Consider the following 14078-nt stretch of genomic DNA (forward strand, 5'->3'; position numbering starts at 1 on the left):
CGAAACCCTTTTCGGCGCGCTGATCTCGGTCGAGATCGTCCAAGCCGAAATGGTAGGCTCGGGCCCACATTTCTGCGGCGCTTTACGACGCGCGCCGAACTCACGACCACGACCCGGGGGGTTAGATCTTGGCCGACGGTACGCGCACCGGTGCTGCACTTCGACGCTGGACGATCGGAGTGGTCACCATCGCGGTATCCGGCGCCGTGATGATGCCGGCGACCGCCGCCGCGGCACCGTCGACCCCCGCGGCACCGTCGCCCTCCCCCAAGCCCGCCGCCCCGAAGCCCGGCACCCCCAAGCCGGGCGCGCCCGGGGCACCGTCGAGCCAGGCCCCCGCGGCCCCGACGAAGAACCCGGCCCCCACTTCGGTCGCGCCCGGCGAGCGCATCGACATCCTCCAGCGGTCCCTCGGCGGCGGACGCTTCGAATCGCTGCAGTGCACGATGGGATTCGCCGTGACCGCACCGAACGGCGAGCGCCTCGGCGTCACCGCCGGCCACTGCGGCGCCCCGCAGCAGCCGGTGGGCGTGAAGAAGTGGATCGTCGGCGAGGTGGTCCAGTCCGCGTCGCCCAAGGTCGAAGAGGACCCCAAGCGCCCGGGCCACTTCTCCCCCACCGACCCGTTCCAGCCCGACTGGGCGACCTTCCGGCTGACCGACCCGCAGGTGAAACTGCTCGCGTCGTCGCCGCGGATCGCGCCGCGGACAGTGGGCACCGCCCGGCCGGGTGATCCGGTGTGCCAGTTGGGGTCCGTCAACGGATATGCCTGCGGCAAGGTCACCAAGGTCATGAACGACTGGGTCGTCACCGACATCCAGACCGTCCAGGGCGACAGCGGCGGCCCGCTGATCCGCACCACCGACAACGCGGCACTCGGGATCATCACCGACGCGGTCACCCTCACCGACCGTGAATCGGGCGCGGTGACCCAGCGGCTCACGCAGTACTACTCGCTCAACGCGGTGCTCCGATCGGCGGGTGGCGCGCAGCTCGCCACGCGCTGACGGTCCGCCGCCGGGCGTTTCGCCGCCCGGCGCCCGTGCGCACTGCGTACAATTCCGCCATGACGACGGCGGAATCCCTCAAGTCCCGGATGCTGCAGCTGGGGCGCCATCCCGCGGTGTCGCGTGCGATCCGGGCGACGGTGCCGCTCGACAAGGCGGTCACCCGGCTCAGCCGCGGACACGTGCACCTGGTCCCGGAAGCGCTCCTCCCCCAGTTGACCCTCACCACGGTGGGGCGGCGCAGCGGCGTGGCCCGCTCGGTGCCACTGCTGTACGTGCGTGACGGGAAGGACTTCGTGGTGATCGCGTCCAACTTCGGGCAGCAGCACCACCCCGCGTGGTCGTACAACCTGGAATCCAGTCCGGACGCCGAAGTCCTGCTGGGCACCCGGCGAATCCCGGTGCGCGCCAAGCGCATGTCCGAGTCGGACCGGAAACGGCTGTGGCCGGCGATCGTCGAAGTGTGGCCCGCCTACGACGACTACGTGGTCCGCGCGGGCAACCGCCGGATCAAGCTGTACCGGCTCAGTCCCCGCTGATCCCCCGAGTGGGCTCCAGGAACGGCGCCACGATCTCCGCGTCGATCCCGCGGGCGGTCGCCGCGGCCCGCTGCATCGTCACGTCGACGGCGCTCGACGCCCCCGCCGCGGTCGCGATCGTCAGTGTGCCGACGCCCGCCAGGCGCTGGAACAGCGTCTCGGACGTGACGAAACCGATCACCCCGTCGTACTCGAGGAGTGTGCGCGTGCGCGCCACAGTGCCCGCGCCGATCGCCACCAGCTCGCCGTCGGCCGCCGAGCCCAGGTTGCGGTAGCGGATCCGGGCGAGAACCGGCGCCGACAGGAGTGCCACCGCGGCAACGACGAGCGCAGGCGCCGCCCACCACCCGGGCAGCAGGACCGCGGCCACGACGAGCGGGGCGGCGACGATCACGGAGGCGAGCAGGGCGCGAGTCAGCCTGCGCCGCTGGGCGGCCGGGCCGTGCGGCACGAGCGGCAGCTCCGTGGCGCCGGCGCGTTCGAGCACGTCGTCCGCGACGGCGAGCACCTCGGCGCGCGGGGCGGGCGGCAGCAGCATCGGATTCCGGTCCGTGCCCGTCGCGATCGCGCGCAGCTTCGCGCCGCCCGGGACGCGCATGAGCACCGGCTCGTGCACCTGCACGCCGCGCACCCGCTTGCGCTCGATCGTGGCCGCGACGGTCGAGATCAAGCCGCGGCGGATGTGCAGCGCACCGTCGGACCGGCGGACCAGGCTGAAGCCCCAGAACGCCACCACGTACGACAGGACGGACACCAGGACCGACAGCACCACCAGGAGCACGATCGCGCCCACCGCGATGACCGCCGGTCCCAGGTCGAGCAGCTGGGAGAACCACGACTGGGCGAGCTCGGAGCCGCGCTCCTGCAGGCCCGCATCGTCGACGATGCGGAAGCCGATACCCACGCCGGCGGCCACCACCGCGAATCCCGTGAGGGAGAAGGGCGCGAACCGGATCCACGCCGGGCGGAACCGCGCGAGCTGTTCTTCCGTGATCTCCTCCTGCGAGGGCGCCGCGCTCCCGGGATCGACGTCATCCGCGGGCGCTTCCGCGACCGGGCTGCGACGCAGCAGATCCCGGCCGAGCTGTTCGGCGACGTCGGCGGGGATCGGATCGAGGACGAGAGCCGAATCCTTTCCTCCCACACCGGTCCCCACCTCGACCTTGCGGAGCTTGAGCACCCGCTCGATGGGGCCCGCCGTCACGTCAACACTCCGGATCCGGTCCCTGCGAGCGGTCGCGGACGTCTTCTGAACCAGCCCCCGGCGCAGTTCCAGCTGGTCCTCGGTGACCCGCCAGCGGGTGGTGAGCCACGGCAGGAAGCCGACCAGGGCGCTGATCACGAGGCCGGCGACGACGGCGACGACGGGGCCCACCGAGCGCCCGAGGAAGAACACACCGATCAGCGCGGGAATCAGCGACGGCACGGCTTTGACGACGCGGGTTCCGATCCCCCACGGTGACAGCCGGTTCCAGTTCTCCTCGTCAGGTCGCGTCATCGGTGTCCCCCGCCGCGCTCACGGTGAGGCCGGCCGCGATGGACTGCGCCACCTCCGTGGGAAGTCCGGAGATGCGGACCGTACCGGCCGACGACGCCGTGGTGACCGTGACGGTGGAGAGGCCGAAGGAGCGCTCCAGCGGGCCGCCGACGGTGTCGATCACCTGCACCCGCGAGATGGGAATGAGCACGCGGTTGCGGGTGAGCCACCCCGACTGGGAGTACACCGCGACGGTGTTCACCTCCCAGCGGTGGAACGCGTACCGGAACCGCGGCATCACGTACAGGTGTGCGCCCGCCGCCGCGAGCAGCACCACGAGGAGCAACGCGGCGACGAACCACGGCACGGCCGGGATCACCGCGACGCCGACGGTGAGAACGGGGATCACGATGATCCACGGGATCGCGGCGCGCACCGCCCACCACGTCTTGGCTTTGGGCGACACCTGATGTGCGGGCGGCCGCAGCACCTCGTCGGCGCCGGTTTCGGCGGGGCTTCCGGGGACGGTCATGTGCCCACCTAAGCATGAGCTTCACACCCGGGGCCAGCGCCCGCGGCACTAGGGTGTCCGGCAGGAGGTCCCATGACGACGCATCCCGATGAATTGGCAGGGCTGGCCGGGCTGTTCACCGACGCCGAGCGGCAGATCGCGGACTCGGTGCGAGCGCTGTGCGCCGCCCGGGTGGAGCCGCACGTCGCGCGCTGGTTCGAGGCCGGGACCCTCGACGATCCGCGCGGTCTGATGCGCGAGCTCGGCTCGCTCGGCGTGCTGGGCATGCATCTGGAGGGCTACGGCTGCGCGGGCATGACCGCGAGCGAATACGGCGTCGCCTGTATGGAGTTGGAGGCGTGCGACTCCGGCCTGCGGTCGATGGTCTCGGTGCAGGGCTCGCTGGCGATGTTCGCGATCTGGCGCTGGGCGAGCGAGGAGGAGAAGCAGCGGTGGCTGCCCGGTATGGCCGCCGGCGAGACCGTCGGCTGCTTCGGCCTCACCGAACCCGACCACGGATCCGATCCCGGGCACATGCGCACCCGCGCCCGTCGCGACGGCACCGACTGGATCCTCGACGGCCGGAAGATGTGGATCACCAACGGATCCGTCGCCGACGTCGCCGTGGTGTGGGCGCAGACCGACGAGGGGATCCGCGGCTTCGCCGTGCCCACCGACTCCCCCGGCTTCGCCGCCGACACCATCGGGCACAAGATATCGTTGCGGGCGTCCGTGACCTCCGAGCTCGTGCTCGACGGTGTGCGCGTCCCCGAGTCCGCCGCCTTCCCCGACGTCCGGGGCCTCAAGGGTCCGCTGTCGTGCCTGAGCGAGGCGCGGTACGGCATCGTCTGGGGCGCAATGGGTGCCGCCCGCACGGCGCTGGAGTGCGCGCAGCGGTACGCCGTGGAGCGGGAGCAGTTCGGCCGGCCGATCGGCGGTTTCCAACTCACGCAACAGAAGCTGGCCGATATGACACTGGAGTACGTCAAGGGCGTGCTGCTCGCCGTGCACCTCGGGCGGCTCAAGGACTCCGCCGGGCTGCGACCCGAACAGGTCTCGATCGGCAAGCTCAACAACGTGCGCGAGGCGATCGAGATCTGCCGCACGGCCCGCACGATCCTCGGCGCCAACGGCATCTCGCTGGAGTACCCCGTGATCCGGCACGCGAACAACCTGGAGAGCGTGCTCACCTACGAGGGCACCGTGGAGATGCACACCCTGATTCTGGGCCAGAAACTGACGGGTCTCGACGCGTTCCGGTGATCCGCTCGGCGCCGGATACACCCCCTGAGCAGCCGATTTCACTTTTCCGCGCGCCGCTTGCTAAAGTTCTTCAGCGCGCAAGCGAGCGGGAAGCCCCGCGAGCGGGCGAGTACGCGCCATTAGCTCAATTGGCAGAGCAGCTGACTCTTAATCAGCGGGTTCGGGGTTCGAGTCCCTGATGGCGCACAGCGCAAACCCCTTTCGACACTGGTCGGAAGGGGTTTCATGCTTCTCCGGCGTACCTCGATCGCCACTCGTGCCCCCCGAATCGCCCGTGAAAGCCACGAACCGTCGGGAACCTCGCAGGCGAAGGCCGGTCCTCCCAATCGGCAGGGCGGGTCCCGCGCTGCGACGAGATACCAGACAATGTTTGCCATGGCAGATATGAGCGCCGGCCGGAGCGGGTCGGCGCACGCACCCCTTCGATGGATGCACGCCGGACCGGACTATCAGGCGCGGATCGGATACCTCGCGTCGAGAAGGCTGCTGCGCGGGTTCCGGATCGCCATCGCGCTGACCTCGCTGGCGCTCGGAGCAGCGGCCGCCGCTCTGATCGTTGCCGACCCCGGCGGCGGCGCATCCGTCACCGTGATCCGTTCGGCGGGCGCGGCGATCGGCCTGTTCTGGTGCGTCCGTTGGTTCACCGGACCTCCGCCCGCCCTACCGGCCGCAGCCGCGTTCGTCCTCACCTGCTGCCTGTCGATCGTCCTGGTGAGCACGACCCAGGAGTCAGCAGGGACCGGTGCCGTCGGAGCGATGGCCATAGTCCTCACCGCGACCTTCGCCGCGTCCGTCCTCCCGGTGGCGGCCAGCCTCGCGCACGCCACTATCGCGATCTCGGCGATCGTGTACTTCGCGCCCCGCCTGTTGACCGAATCAGGGATGCTGACCACGGTCACCGACATCGGAATACTCGTGATCGTGACAGTGGTACTGCCTGGGATCGTCTATGTCGGAATGGCTCTCATGTCGCAGGACGCCGTCGCCGCCGACACCGATGGACTCTGCGGCACCCTGAACAGGCGAGGGTTCTACCGGTTGTCGAGCTCGCGAATCACGCGGTATCAGCGGAGGCGTCCAAGGTTGTGCCACGTCGGGATCATCATGATCGACCACGACGGCTTCAAAACGGTCAACGACGTGCACGGCCACGTCGCCGGTGACGCGACCCTTCTCGAGACGGCGGAGATGATCGGTTACGCGACCGCCGCCGCCGAGGCGTACGTCGGCCGTCTCGGCGGGGACGAGTTCGCAGTCCTGGCGTTCTGCGATCACTCGGGCGAGATCGTCGACCTGGCCGAACGAATCCGCCACGTCGCGAACGAGTCCTCAACGCCCCCGGGCGAGCGTCGCCGGTGCACCCTGAGCATCGGCGTGTCGCACGAGGCGATCACCGCGGCGTCGCTACCGCAGCTCCTGTTGCGGGCCGACGCCGCCATGTATCGCGCGAAACTCACCGGCAATGCTGTGGTCGTCTACGAGGCATGACACCGGTCGTATGGAGGCGACGCGGCCTGCGCGAGCGCGGCGGAGTAAAGGGTTCTTTTATTAGCGTGACGAAGGTATTATGAGGACGGCCTGGGGAGCGACCCCCTCACCTGCTCCCCCGCAGCGTTTCTCCCCAGGCCTCACCCACGCACCGTCGAGCCCGGGACGTCAGGCGCCCTCGTCGTCGTCCTCGTCGTCCTTGCCCGCCCCGTATCCGAGCGGCACGGCGAAGGCGACGCCGAGCGCGATGCCGAACGAGACGCCGATGGCGGTGTTGTCGAACAGCATCGATCCGACCACCGCCCCGAACACGACACCCAGGCCGATGCACAGGGCCAGCATGTTGTAACCCCGGTCACCCCAAGGCCCTTTGCGTTCGCCTGATCCGCCCCGACCGTCACCATCGTCACCGCTGCTCATAGGGGCACGGTACCGGTTCGCCCTGCCCGGCCCGCCCCGGCTAGAATCGGGCGCAATCGGTCGTGCCGTGAGGCGTCGTAACCCCCGTGGAGTGAGTATGCGTATCCGTCCCCCCGTGTCCCGTCGCGTCCTCACCACGGTGGTGGCCGCGATCCTGACCACGGTGCTGGTGGCCGCATGCTCCAGCTCCGCCAACGACGCGCTGCCCCTCCCGCCCGAGGATCAGAAGATCACCGACTCCACTCCCCTGTTCGACTTGCTGCGCCCGCAGATCACCTCCACCGTCAAGGACGGCGCGGTCAGCGTGGCACCCGGCGTCCCGGTGCGCGTGTCGGTGGCCGGCGGCACGCTCACCAAGGTCACGATGACCAACCCCGACGGCAAGGAGGTGGCCGGCAAGCTCGCCGACGACGGCCGCTCCTGGAACAACACCGAACCGCTGGGCTACAACAAGCAGTACAAGCTGCGGGCCGAGGCGAACGGCATCGGCGGCGTCAACGTGGCCAACGAGACGTTCTCGACGGAGTCGCCGAACAACCTCGCGCAGGCGTACTTCACGACCGCCGACAACTCGACGGTGGGCGTCGGCCAGACCGTCGGCGTGAAGTTCGACGAGCGGATCGGCGATCGTGTCGCCGCGCAGCGCGCGATCAAGGTCACCACCGAACCCGCGGTCGAGGGCGCCTTCTACTGGATCAGCCCGTCCGAGGTGCGGTGGCGCCCGGAGGGCTACTTCAAGCCCGGCACCAAGGTGAACGTGGACGTGAAGATCTACGGCGTGGACCTGGGCAACGGTACGTTCGGCCAGAAGGACGAGTCCACCCGGTTCACCGTGGGCGACGAGGTGATCGCGACCGTCTCCGACAAGGACAAGATCATCCGCGTCACGCGCAACGGCAAGCTGGAGAAGACCATGCCCACGTCGATGGGCGAGCCCAACAACGCGACCCCGAACGGGACCTACCTGATCGGCGATCACCGCCCGCAGATGATCATGGACTCCTCCACGTACGGCGTCCCCGTGAACTCGTCCAACGGCTACCGCACCCTGGTGGACTACGCCACGCAGATGTCCTACAGCGGCATCTACGTGCACAGCGCCCCGTGGTCGATCAGCCAGCAGGGCGTCAGCAACGTCTCGCACGGCTGCCTCAACGTGAGCCCCGAGAACGCGAAGTGGTTCATGGACAACACCAAACGGGGCGACATCGTCAAGGTCTCCGACACGACCGGCGAGACGCTGGCCGGCGCCGACGGACTAGGCGACTGGAACGTTCCGTGGTCCGTCTGGAAGGCCGGCAACGCCAAGGTCGGCTGACGCCACCCGCTCCTCGGCGGCGGGGGCCGCCGGGGCCGCCTGGGGCGCACCGCCGTTCGCGGCGAAACCGGGGCGGGCGTCGCCGGCGAAGGCCCGGAGCCAGTCGCGGAGCACCGCGACCCGGTTGGCCATGCCCGCCAGGTAGTAGAGGTGCACGGCGAGCCACCCCGCCCACGCGATCAGCCCGGTGAGCCTGGGCAGGCCCAGCGGCGGTTCGACCACCGCGTGCGGGGTGTCGATCATGGCCATGCTGCCCTTGTCGAGGTAGCGGAAGTGCGTGCCCGGTCCCGTGACGCCGCGGATGATGTCGGCGGCGTGCCGGCCCTGCTGCATCGCGACGGGGCTCTGCCCGGGCAGGGCGCCGAGGCCGGTCATGTCACCGATCGCGAACACGTCGGCGCGGCCGCCCACGGTGAGGTCGCGGTTGATGAGAAGCCTTCCGGCGCGGTCGGTCTCGCAACCGGTGGCCTCGGCGATCACGCCGGCCAGCGGAGTGGCGCGCACGCCGGCCGACCAGACGACGGTGCCCGCGGCGATGTCGCGCTCGGCGCCGGCCCCGTCCTTCACCGTGACGACGCCGTCCTCGATGGCCGTGACGAAGGTGCCCGTGTGCACCATGACACCCGCCTTCTCCAGGGTGGCGCGGGTGTACGCCGAGAGCTTCCCGCCGTAGAACGGCAGCACATCGGCTGCGCCCTCCACCAGGTGGATGCGGGCCTCCGCGCCGCGGTGGTGGCGACGTGCGAGCTCGGCGACCTGGCCGGCGACCTCGACGCCCGTGGCGCCGGCGCCCACCACCACGACGGTGCGCTCCGGGCTGTCGGCGGGAGCCGCGAACGCGGCACGCAGCCGGGCCCGCAGTGCCGTCGCGTCGTCGAGGGTCTTCAGGGCGAAGGTGCGGTCGGCCCACTCGTCGTGGCCGAAGTACGCCTGCGCGGCGCCCGCGGCGACGATCAGGTAGGTGTAGGCGATCTCGTCGACGCCGTCGGCGGTGGCGTAGGTGACCACCTTGCGCTCGGCGTCCACGGCGGTCACGTAGCCCGTGATCGTGTCGACGGTGCGCCGCCGGCGCAGGACCTCGGCGATCGGCGGGGCGATCCGCTCGCCCTCGGTGACGCCGGTGGCCACCTGGTACAGCAGCGGCTGGAAGAGGTGCTCGCCGTTGGCCGAGATGAGGGTGGTCTCGACACCCGACTTGGCGAGCTGCTTCGCGGCGGCGAGGCCGCCGAAGCCCGAGCCGATCACCACGACGTGGGTGCTGCGCATGACCTTCTCCTTCTCTCTGACGGTTGGTCTATTACCAGGTAACCCGATGGATTCGCCCGTTTCAACGTGGTCCACCACTGACTTTTCGATGCGATCCATCTGTTCTGTTCATATAATGGCGGAATGGAGTTCCGGCAGCTCGAGTACCTGGTGGCGGTCGCCGACAGCGGCGGCTTCTCCCGCGCCGCGCAGCGGTGCTTCGTCTCCCAGTCGGCGGTGAGCCATCAGATCGCGACGCTCGAGAAGGAGCTCGGCGCGGAGCTGTTCACCCGCGCCGGGCGGCACGTCGCGCTCACCGAGGCCGGCGAGACGCTGCTCCCCCGCGCCCGCGAGCTGCTCCGCCTCCGGGACGAGGCGGCCGATGCGGTCCGGCCCCGCCCGGACCGCATCCGGCTCGCGGCCAACATGTCCTTCGCACGGTCGGCCCTGGGCGCCATCGCGACCGTCCGCGACCGGCACCCGGGATCGGAGATCGACTTCCTGATCAAACCGTTCGCCCAGCGGATCGCCGCCGTCGACTCCGGCGAGGCCGATCTGGCGCTCGTCCGCGGCACCGTCGACGAACCCGGCCTCTACCTCGAACCACTCTGGGTGGATCACCCGCTCATCGCGTTCTCCGAGCGGCACCCGCTCGCCGCGCTCGGCCGTACGCCCTCCGCCGCCGAGCTGGCGGAGTACCCGCTCCTCCTCCCGCCCGTGCACGAGCAGGTGCTGCTGCACCGGCTCGTTCAGAAGGTGTTCGCGGCCGACGGCCTGGCGGTACGGCTCGGCCCGGAGATCCGCGACGGGCACCCCGTCGCGTTCGAACTGATCACCCACCCGGAGGGGTGGACCCTGCTCTACGAGGACCCGCGCCAGCCCGGGATCGTCACCCGACGGGCGGCGGCGTTCACGCTGCCGGTCTCCGCGGTGCTGCGCACCGACGCGACGCCGAATCCCCTGATCGCGGAGCTCCTCGTCGGGCTATCGAACGGGTACCGGCGGAGCTGAGACGTCAGTCCCGGTGCAGAAACCGACGACTCAACGCGCCGACGGTGTCCACCGGCCCGGCGATCGCCTTTCCCGCCACGCCGAGCGCCGCGGTCGGAACGTCCAGCAGCGCGTTGACCTTGGTGATCGCCGCATCGGTGCGCGCGACCGTGGCGGCGATCGCCGCCATGAGCGACTCGAACTCGTCGAGGTCGCGGTTCATCCGGACGAGGGTCGAATCGAAGTCGGACATCGTGGCGTCCATGCGCTGCATGGTGTCGCCGAGTCCGTCGATGATCGCGGTCGCCTGATCGATGGTGACGTCCGCGTTCATCGCCGCGCTCGCGAGGTTGCGGATGCGCGTGCGACCCCGACCGGGGGTCTCGTCCTGTGTGGCCATGACCGATACGGTAACCGCATGACTACTTCTTCGCGACTGGAGCCCGATGTTAGTGCACCTTCTTTCACTTTGCCGGACCAGGACGGCAACCCCGTCTCCCTGTCCGACTACCGCGGCAAGCGCGTCGTCCTGTACTTCTACCCCGCCGCGATGACGCCCGGATGCACCAAGCAGGCGTGCGACTTCCGCGATAATCTGGCCGATTTCGGCGAGGCCGGCCTCGCGGTCCTGGGCATCTCCCCGGACAAGCCGGAGAAGCTGAAGAAGTTCGCCGAGCGCGATTCGCTCACATTTCCGCTCCTCTCCGACCCGGATAAGCAGGTGCTTACCGCGTACGGGGCCTTCGGTGAGAAGATGATGTACGGCAAGACCGTGACGGGCGTGATCAGGTCGACGTTCGTCATCGACGCGGAGGGGAAGATCGAGGTCGCGCAGTACAACGTGCGCGCCACCGGCCACGTCGCCAAGCTGCGCCGCGACCTGAAACTCTGAGAGGACCCCAGTTGGACCGCACCATCTACACCGACGATCACCGCCAGTTCGGCTCCGCCGTCCGCGATTACCTGCAGAAGAACGTGCTGCCGAACGCCGAGCAGTACATCGACGACAAGCTGATCGCCCGCGACGTGTGGCGCGGCCTCGGCGAGCAGGGCGTCCTGGGCCTGGAGATCCCGGAGGCGTACGACGGCGGCGAGGCGGAGGACTACCGCTTCAACGCCATCGCGCAGGAGGAACTGGCCGCGGTCTCGATGGCCTTCGCCAGCTCGGTGGGCATCGATTTCGACATCGTGACCCCGTACATCGTCAAGCTGGGCACCGAGGAGCAGAAGCAGCAGTGGCTGCCGCAGATCGCCTCGGGCGAGGCCGTGGCCGCGATCGGCATGACCGAGCCCTCCGCCGGCTCCGACCTGGCCGCCCTCAAGTCGACGGCGGTGCGCAGCGGCGACGACTGGATCCTCAACGGCTCCAAGACGTTCATCACCAACGGCTACACCTGTGACGTGGCGGTGATCGCCGCGAAGACCAACGTGGAGGCGCGGGCCCGCGGCATCTCGCTGTTCGTGGTGGACGCCTCGCTGCCGGGCTTCCAGCGCGGCCGCAAGCTGGACAAGGTGGGCCAGCCCGAGGCCGACACCGCCGAGCTGTTCTTCGACGACGTGCGGCTGCCTGCCAGCGCCCTCGTGGGCGAGGTGGACCGCGGCTTCGTGCACATGATGGAGAAGCTGCCGCAGGAGCGGATCGGCTCGGCGGTCGCGAACGTGGCGCACGCCAAGCAGATCCTGGCCGAGACCGTCGAGTACGCGCGCGAGCGCAAGGCCTTCGGCCAGTCCATCGGCTCGTTCCAGCACAACAAGTTCCTGCTGGCCGACCTCGTGACGAAGATCGAGATGGCGCAGGCCTACGTGGACCAGGCCGTCGCCGCGCACGCCGACGGCAAGCTCACCGCCATCGACGCCGCCAAGGTCAAGTACGTGTCCGCCGAGATCCAGAACCAGGTGCTCGACAGCTGCGTGCAGCTGCACGGCGGCTACGGCTACATGCGCGAATACCGTGCCGCCCGCGCGTGGATGGACGCCCGCGTGACGCGCATCTGGGCCGGCTCCTCGGAGATCATGAAGGAGATCATCGGCCGCGATCTGCAGCTGTAGCTGATCGTCGCGGGTGGCGGGTCACGGCGGCGCTGCGGCGGCCGCGAAGCCCTCGGATTCCGTCCGCTGCGGACAGCGCGTCCGCGGTGGACGGAATCAGCCAGCGCTCGACCCGCGCACCCCTACGCTCGGGTTGTGGCTGACTACATGGGCACCGACTTCTACTGCGACATCGCCATTCCGAGGCGGCGTGACCTGGTCGTGGCGCACGAGGACGACTCAGTGTTGGCCTTCGAGCACACCCGCCCGTTCTGGCAGATCCACGTGGTCGTTGTACCCAAACAGCACGTCTCATCACTGCTGGAACTGGAGCCTGGGGACCTTGCGACGAACCTTCTTCTGGTCGTCCAGGCTGTAGCGGCCGACATCGTCGGTCGAGCCGGATCCGCTTCCGTCGCTACCAACCTCGGCGACTACCAGGATTCCAAACATCTGCACTTCCACGTCCACGCCGGGCCGCAGCTCAGGTAGCCGTTCGACCAGCGCGACGATCGTCGAGCGCATCCGGCCCCGGGCCGCCCTCGATCACCGCGGCGAGGACGGCCCCGGCGCGCAGCAGGGCCAGCTGTCGGCGTCCTATCGCCGCGATCCGTGCGTCGAGGGCCGCTTCCGAGGACGCCCCGTCGCCCAGCTCCCGCAGGGCCATCACGGCCCGTCGGGCATCGGGGATCCGGTAGCCCGCACCCCGCAGCTCCGCGACGATCCGCGCCATCCGCACCTCCGGAACCGGATACCGCCGCGCCGCACCGGGACTCGCCGAACGCGACGGCATGAGCAGGCCCTCGCGCTCCCAGAACCGCAGCGTGGACGCGCGCACCCCCAGCGCCCCGGCGAGCTCGGTGATCGTGAGGTCGTCTCCCGGCGCCGGCGGGGCCTCGACTGCCGCTTCACCGCGCACCGCACGGAGGGCCGCGCGCGCAGCGAGCGCCTGCTCGCGTTCCCGGGCGAGCTCCTCGTGCAGGCCGGCCACGAGGGCGACCGCCGCGTCGGCCCCCTCCGCCCGCACCCCGCGGAACACGGACCGCGCCCGGACGGGCCCCACCGCCGCCGCCAGGTCGCGGTAGGCGCGCAGGTCACGCACGTGCTCGTCCGAGTACACGCGGTACCCGTTCGGGGCGCGGGGCACCGGGGCGAGGACTCCCGCCGCCTCCAGGTCGCGGATCTGCTGGAGGCTGTACCCGGTCGCCGACGACACCTGTGCTGTGCCCGACCCGACGCGCTCCGCCACGAACCCTCCGTAAGCACTTCAACCTCATACTTCAACCATGAGTATGCAGGAGATCATCGATCACGCCCGTGCCCTGGAGGACGTCGTCGAGCTGGCACCCGCACCGGGCAGCGAGTTCCCCGAGGTCGCCTGGGGCGACCACTTCTTCTACCACTCCCCCGACGGCCGGATCCCCGAACGCGGCCAGCCGTTCGCGACGATCGTCACCAAGGACTACCCGGGTGACGAGCTGTCCGAGCTCGGCGGCCCCGGCCGCTTCCGGCTGAACATCCACGTGGGGCGGGCCCGGTTCGGCGAGCTGGTGTCCCCCGACGAGGACGACTACGCCACGGCGGACCGCGTGATCCCGCACCCCCTGTACGCCCGGCAGGGCTGGGTCGCCGTGGTGACGCCGGGCCCCCGATCGGTCGGCCTGGCCATCGGCCTCCTGGGCGAGGCGCACGCGGCCGCCGTCGCTCGGGCGGAGCGCCGGGGCTAGGAGCCCCGGCGGAGCCGGGTCGCGGGGTCCGTGTGTGCGAGAGACACGGAGGGCACCGCCGGGAT

At 70.0% G+C, this 14078-nt stretch carries 16 protein-coding genes and 1 tRNA gene; 11 read left to right on the forward strand and 6 right to left on the reverse strand.

Annotated features, from left to right (window positions below; translation table 11 throughout):
* Positions 1-128: 128 nt before the first annotated feature.
* A complete protein-coding gene (locus BN39_RS17570; protein ID WP_148281523.1) occupies positions 129-1007 on the forward strand; it encodes a peptidase S1 in 879 nt (292 codons plus the stop codon).
* Positions 1008-1066: 59 nt separating this feature from the next.
* Entirely contained in the window at positions 1067-1546 is a 480-nt protein-coding gene (locus BN39_RS17575) for a nitroreductase family deazaflavin-dependent oxidoreductase (protein ID WP_019203760.1), read from the forward strand.
* On the opposite strand, the gene BN39_RS17580 is transcribed toward BN39_RS17575, so the two are convergent.
* Positions 1533-3044: a PH domain-containing protein gene (locus tag BN39_RS17580; protein WP_019203761.1), complete on the reverse strand. Its 1512-nt coding sequence runs from the start codon at positions 3042-3044 to the stop codon at positions 1533-1535. The two genes, BN39_RS17575 and BN39_RS17580, sit on opposite strands and share 14 nt — an antisense overlap.
* Positions 3031-3555 carry a PH domain-containing protein gene (locus BN39_RS17585; protein WP_019203762.1) on the reverse strand — a complete coding sequence of 175 codons (525 nt, stop codon included), beginning with the start codon at positions 3553-3555 and terminating at the stop codon, positions 3031-3033. The genes BN39_RS17580 and BN39_RS17585 overlap by 14 nt, the downstream gene beginning before the upstream one ends.
* A 72-nt stretch (positions 3556-3627) precedes the next feature.
* On the opposite strand from BN39_RS17585, the gene BN39_RS17590 reads away from it, so the two are divergent.
* The 3 genes from BN39_RS17590 to BN39_RS17600 all read left to right on the forward strand — a co-directional run bounded on the left by BN39_RS17590 (position 3628) and on the right by BN39_RS17600 (position 6285).
* Positions 3628-4797, forward strand: coding sequence for an acyl-CoA dehydrogenase family protein (locus BN39_RS17590; RefSeq protein ID WP_019203763.1), 1170 nt, complete (start codon positions 3628-3630; stop codon positions 4795-4797).
* Positions 4798-4910: 113 nt separating this feature from the next.
* Positions 4911-4983, forward strand: a tRNA-Lys gene (locus BN39_RS17595).
* Positions 4984-5172: 189 nt separating this feature from the next.
* Positions 5173-6285: a GGDEF domain-containing protein gene (locus tag BN39_RS17600; protein ID WP_159103262.1), complete on the forward strand. Its 1113-nt coding sequence runs from the start codon at positions 5173-5175 to the stop codon at positions 6283-6285.
* 168 nt (positions 6286-6453) lie between these two features.
* Here the strand turns inward: BN39_RS17600 and BN39_RS23710 are convergent, their stop codons facing one another.
* Positions 6454-6627, reverse strand: a complete 174-nt coding sequence (locus tag BN39_RS23710) for a hypothetical protein (protein ID WP_019203765.1) — start codon at positions 6625-6627, stop codon at positions 6454-6456.
* A 175-nt stretch (positions 6628-6802) separates the two neighbouring features.
* On the opposite strand from BN39_RS23710, the gene BN39_RS17605 reads away from it, so the two are divergent.
* The gene (locus BN39_RS17605) at positions 6803-8023 is read left to right on the forward strand and encodes an Ig-like domain-containing protein (RefSeq protein ID WP_040768186.1); all 1221 of its coding nucleotides are present in this window, start codon (positions 6803-6805) and stop codon (positions 8021-8023) included.
* Here BN39_RS17605 and BN39_RS17610 read toward each other — a convergent pair.
* The gene (locus BN39_RS17610; RefSeq protein ID WP_019203767.1) at positions 7964-9289 is read right to left on the reverse strand and encodes an NAD(P)/FAD-dependent oxidoreductase; all 1326 of its coding nucleotides are present in this window, start codon (positions 9287-9289) and stop codon (positions 7964-7966) included. The genes BN39_RS17605 and BN39_RS17610 overlap by 60 nt on opposite strands.
* 123 nt (positions 9290-9412) lie before the next feature.
* On the opposite strand from BN39_RS17610, the gene BN39_RS17615 reads away from it, so the two are divergent.
* Positions 9413-10279, forward strand: coding sequence for a LysR family transcriptional regulator (locus BN39_RS17615; protein ID WP_019203768.1), 867 nt, complete (start codon positions 9413-9415; stop codon positions 10277-10279).
* A 4-nt stretch (positions 10280-10283) separates the two neighbouring features.
* Here BN39_RS17615 and BN39_RS17620 read toward each other — a convergent pair whose 3' ends face one another.
* Positions 10284-10658 carry a hypothetical protein gene (locus tag BN39_RS17620; RefSeq protein ID WP_019203769.1) on the reverse strand — a complete coding sequence of 125 codons (375 nt, stop codon included), beginning with the start codon at positions 10656-10658 and terminating at the stop codon, positions 10284-10286.
* Between the two features lie 18 nt (positions 10659-10676).
* Between BN39_RS17620 and bcp the strand changes: the two genes are divergently transcribed.
* From bcp to BN39_RS17635, 3 genes are all read left to right on the forward strand, one after another.
* Positions 10677-11150 carry a thioredoxin-dependent thiol peroxidase gene (gene bcp / locus BN39_RS17625; RefSeq protein ID WP_040768189.1) on the forward strand — a complete coding sequence of 158 codons (474 nt, stop codon included), beginning with the start codon at positions 10677-10679 and terminating at the stop codon, positions 11148-11150.
* Between the two features lie 11 nt (positions 11151-11161).
* A complete protein-coding gene (locus BN39_RS17630; RefSeq protein WP_019203771.1) occupies positions 11162-12307 on the forward strand; it encodes an acyl-CoA dehydrogenase family protein in 1146 nt (381 codons plus the stop codon).
* 135 nt (positions 12308-12442) lie between these two features.
* The gene (locus BN39_RS17635) at positions 12443-12778 is read left to right on the forward strand and encodes an HIT domain-containing protein (RefSeq protein ID WP_019203772.1); all 336 of its coding nucleotides are present in this window, start codon (positions 12443-12445) and stop codon (positions 12776-12778) included.
* Here the strand turns inward: BN39_RS17635 and BN39_RS17640 are convergent.
* Entirely contained in the window at positions 12771-13535 is a 765-nt protein-coding gene (locus tag BN39_RS17640) for a MerR family transcriptional regulator (RefSeq protein ID WP_019203773.1), read from the reverse strand. The two genes, BN39_RS17635 and BN39_RS17640, sit on opposite strands and share 8 nt — an antisense overlap.
* Before the next feature lie 37 nt (positions 13536-13572).
* Here BN39_RS17640 and BN39_RS17645 point away from each other — a divergent pair, with 37 nt between their 5' ends.
* Positions 13573-14013, forward strand: coding sequence for a DUF6194 family protein (locus BN39_RS17645; protein ID WP_019203774.1), 441 nt, complete (start codon positions 13573-13575; stop codon positions 14011-14013).
* Positions 14014-14078 lie beyond the last annotated feature (65 nt).

It is taken from the genome of Tsukamurella sp. 1534, assembly GCF_000312385.1.
Lineage (GTDB): Bacteria > Actinomycetota > Actinomycetes > Mycobacteriales > Mycobacteriaceae > Tsukamurella.

Coding starts and splice junctions, on each gene's coding strand:
- BN39_RS17575 (WP_019203760.1), top strand. CDS start 1,067: ATGACGACGGCGGAATCCCTCAAGTCCCGGATGCTGCAGCTGGGGCGC.
- BN39_RS17580 (WP_019203761.1), bottom strand. CDS start 3,044: ATGACGCGACCTGACGAGGAGAACTGGAACCGGCTGTCACCGTGGGGG.
- BN39_RS17585 (WP_019203762.1), bottom strand. CDS start 3,555: ATGACCGTCCCCGGAAGCCCCGCCGAAACCGGCGCCGACGAGGTGCTG.
- BN39_RS17590 (WP_019203763.1), top strand. CDS start 3,628: ATGACGACGCATCCCGATGAATTGGCAGGGCTGGCCGGGCTGTTCACC.
- BN39_RS17600 (WP_159103262.1), top strand. CDS start 5,173: ATGGCAGATATGAGCGCCGGCCGGAGCGGGTCGGCGCACGCACCCCTT.
- BN39_RS23710 (WP_019203765.1), bottom strand. CDS start 6,627: ATGCTGGCCCTGTGCATCGGCCTGGGTGTCGTGTTCGGGGCGGTGGTC.
- BN39_RS17605 (WP_040768186.1), top strand. CDS start 6,803: ATGCGTATCCGTCCCCCCGTGTCCCGTCGCGTCCTCACCACGGTGGTG.
- BN39_RS17610 (WP_019203767.1), bottom strand. CDS start 9,289: ATGCGCAGCACCCACGTCGTGGTGATCGGCTCGGGCTTCGGCGGCCTC.
- BN39_RS17615 (WP_019203768.1), top strand. CDS start 9,413: ATGGAGTTCCGGCAGCTCGAGTACCTGGTGGCGGTCGCCGACAGCGGC.
- BN39_RS17620 (WP_019203769.1), bottom strand. CDS start 10,658: ATGGCCACACAGGACGAGACCCCCGGTCGGGGTCGCACGCGCATCCGC.
- bcp (WP_040768189.1), top strand. CDS start 10,677: ATGACTACTTCTTCGCGACTGGAGCCCGATGTTAGTGCACCTTCTTTC.
- BN39_RS17645 (WP_019203774.1), top strand. CDS start 13,573: ATGAGTATGCAGGAGATCATCGATCACGCCCGTGCCCTGGAGGACGTC.